Origin of the sequence: Streptomyces phyllanthi (assembly GCF_009377205.1) — a bacterium.
GTDB classification, from domain to species: Bacteria; Actinomycetota; Actinomycetes; order Streptomycetales; family Streptomycetaceae; genus Streptomyces; species Streptomyces phyllanthi.
The window spans coordinates 1-3,433 of sequence record NZ_VJZE01000686.1 but is presented as its reverse complement, the minus strand read 5'-3'; the positions used below and the strand labels follow the sequence as shown (position 1 = coordinate 3,433).

The following is a 3,433-nucleotide window of genomic DNA, read 5'->3' as shown; positions in this document are numbered from 1 at the left end:
CGGCCGCCCCCTACGCCCCCGGCAGGGAGGGCGCCCTCTTCGCGGGTGTCTCCTCCAGCGCGGCCAGCGCCAGCCGCACCGCCTCGTCCAGCTGCACATCCCGCCCCGCCGCATGGTCCTGCGGAGCCTGAACGACCTCCACGTCGGGGTCGACGCCGTGGTTCTCGACCCCCCACCCGTATCCCTCCAGCCAGAACGCGTACTTCGGCTGGGTGACGAGCGTCCCGTCCACCAGCCGGTACCGGCTGTCGATCCCGATCACCCCACCCCACGTACGCGTACCGACCACCGGTCCGATCCCCAGCGCCTTGATCGCCGCGTTCACGATGTCCCCGTCCGACCCGGAGAACTCGTTGGCGACGGCCACGACGGGCCCACGCGGGGCATCCTCCGGATAGCTGTACGGCCGCATCCCCCGCGGCAGGTCCCACCCCACGATCCGACGGGCCAGCTTCTCCACGACCAGCTGCGACGTATGCCCGCCACGGTTCTCACGGACATCGACGACCAGCCCCTCCCGAGCCACCTCGACCCGCAGATCCCGGTGGAGCTGCGCCCACCCGGACCCGACCATGTCCGGAACGTGCAGATACCCCAGCCGTCCCCCGGAGAGCTCATGGACGTACGCCCGCCGGTCCGCCACCCACGCGTGGTAGCGGAGCGGCTCCTCGTCGGCGATGGGCACGACCACCGTGTGCCGGGGGTCACCGCCCCCCGCGGGCAGCACCGTCAGCTCGACCGGCTTCCCCGCCGTACCGACGAGCAACGGCCCCGGCCCGGCCACCGGGTCCACCGGCTGCCCGCCCACCGCGACGATCGCGTCCCCGGCCCGTACCGCCACACCGGGCGCGGCGAGCGGCGCCTGCGCGTCGGGGTCGGAGGTCTCCGACGGCAGCACCCGGTCGATACGCCACTGCACGGCCCCCTGGGGCCCGTCCTCGTGCCGCGAGATGTCGGCCCCGAGCAGCCCCTGCCGCCGGTCGCCCCAGCCCCCGCCACCGCGCGGGGTGACGTACGCGTGCGACGTGCCCAGCTCTCCGTGGACCTCCCACAGCAGGTCCACCAGGTCGTCGTGCGTGGCGACCCGGTCGAGAACGGGCCGGTACCTGTCCAGCACCCCGTCCCAGTCCACTCCCCCGAGATCCGGCCGCCAGAAGTTGTCCCGCATGAGGCGCCCGGTCTCGTCGAACATCTGGCGCCACTCGGCGGCCGGGTCGACGGTCTGCCGCACGCGCGACAGGTCGACGGTGATGTTGGTGTCGCTGTCCTCGTCACCGGAGGCGCGCCGGTCGCTGGGTACGACCTTGAGCTTGCCGTCGGTCCACAGCAGCACCCGCTTGCCGTCGCCGCTGACCGCGAAGCGGTCGATGTCGGAGGCCAGGTACTCGACGCGCTGCTGGGCGAGGTCGTACCGCTCCAGCGAGGTCTTCGGGTCCGGGTCGTCGGGCGTGGCCCGCGAGTGGCCGAGCACGCCTCGCACCGGGTGGCGCAGCCACAGCACCCCGTCCTTGGCGGCGCGCAGCCCCGAATAACGCGCGGCCTCGACCGGGAACGGCACGATCCGGTCGCCGAGCCCCTCGAGGTCGATACGGGTCGTGGGGGCGCCCTCGCTGTCCGGGGTCTCGTCCTTGTCGGGCGCCTCGAAGGGACGGCCGTGGCGCTGGGGCCCGAAGGGGGAGGGAGTGGTGGCGGCCAGCGTGATCAGATGCGGCCGCGAGCCGCCCACGAAGGCCAGATCGAAGACATGCTCGTCGTACACCGGATCGAAGGACCGTGCGGACAGGAACGCCAGGTGCTTGCCGTCCAGGGTGAACGCCGGCGAGTAGTCCCGGAACCGCAGCGGCGTGGCCTCCGTCACCGACAGGTCGGCGGTGTTGGCGAGCTTGAGCTGACGCAGGGGCCGCGGCCCGGGATGGGACCACGCGAGCCAGGACGAGTCGGGCGAGAACACGAGCCCGGAGACCTCACCGTCCTCACTCCGGTCGACCTCGCGCACCTCGCCGCTCTCCCGTTCGACGAGCAGGACGCGCCCGTCGTGCGAGGCGACGGCGGCGCGGCTGCCGTCGGGGGCCATCGCGAGCTCCAGCACCCGCCCGAGCTGACCGGCGGCGAGCCGTCGCGGGGTGCCTCCGGGCGCGACTCCGGTGGCGGGCGCGAACTCCAGGGCGTCGTCGCCCTCGGCGTCCGTCACCCACACCACCCACTCCTCGCCGTCCGCGCGGAAGGCGACCGGCGTCCGGGCCCGTACCCCGGGCTCGGCGGCGAGCGTGCGGGTGGGCCCGGAGCGGTGGGTGACCCAGTGGACGGCGCCGCGCACGGAGATCGCGCTGCCCCGCCCGGTGTGGTCGGGCGAGCCCGCCCCGAACCAGCGGCTCGCGGTCACGGGATGCGGCTGCAGGTCGACGCGCTGCCCGCCGAGCCGGATGTCGAGCCGCCGCGGCTCGGCGCCCTCCAGATCGTCGAGGATCCACAGCTCACCGGCGGACGCGTACACGACACGCGTCCCGTCGGTGGAGGCGTGCCGGGCGTAGAACCCGTCGAGTGGGGTGTGCCGCCGCAGATCCGCTCCATCGGCGAGGGACGAGTACAACGCCCCCACGCCTTCGTGATCGGACAGGAAGGCGACCCTCCCCCAAGTTCTCGGCTCCGCTCGAACAGGGGGGACCCCCATCCCCACCCACAGCGGATACTCGAGGTTCCCGTCCAGCTCCTCGTGAAGCCGTACGAACTCCCCGTCCCCCTCCCGGTCGATCCACAGCTTGCCCGCCGTACCGCCCCGGTACCGCTTCCACCAGGCGGCCTCGCGTCCCATGGGCGCGGACAGCAGCACGGTGCTCGGCCCGTACGCGACATCGCCGACGGGCCCGTACGGCAGGGTGGTGGCCGGTCCGCCGTCGAGCGGTACGGCACGCGCCCAGCTGCGGCGCAGGCTGGCCTGTCCCTGGGTGCTGAGCGCGAGGACCTCGCCGTCGGGGGTCCAGCCGCGGACCTGGGTCCGCCAGCTCCCCCAGTACGTCAGGCGCCTGGACGGCCCGCCGTCGAGCGGGGCGATGTGCACCTCGGGGGCTCCGTCGCGGGTGGAGGTCCAGGCGACGGTGGTGCCGTCCGGGGAGATGCGCGGGTGGTTCACGGGGACGTTGTCGGCGCTGACCCGCCAGGCGCGGCCGCCGTCGAGGGGCGCGACCCAGACGTCGTCCTCGGCGGTGAAGGCGACCGATTCGCCGTGCAGGTGCGGGTACCGGAAATACGCGGGGGATGCAGTAGCTGCAGGCTGTGTCACCAGGTCACTTTAGGCAACGCCCGCCGTACTTGGGGAGGGGTTTGGATCACTTCCCCTCGGGCCAGCAGGTCGGCTGTGACTGGCAGTAGACGGTCTTGGTCACGGTGACGGTCGGTCCCGGCCGGGGCTGGTTTCCGGCGGGTGGGGTGGAGG

Annotated in this window: 1 protein-coding gene; it reads right to left on the bottom strand. The window is 73.4% G+C overall.

Features of this window, described 5'->3' with window-relative positions:
* Positions 1–10 precede the first annotated feature (10 nt).
* On the bottom strand, positions 11–3,280 hold the full coding sequence (locus tag FNH04_RS43390) for a S41 family peptidase (protein WP_322725548.1): 3,270 nt from the start codon (positions 3,278–3,280) through the stop codon (positions 11–13).
* Between the last annotated feature and the right edge of the window lie 153 nt (positions 3,281–3,433).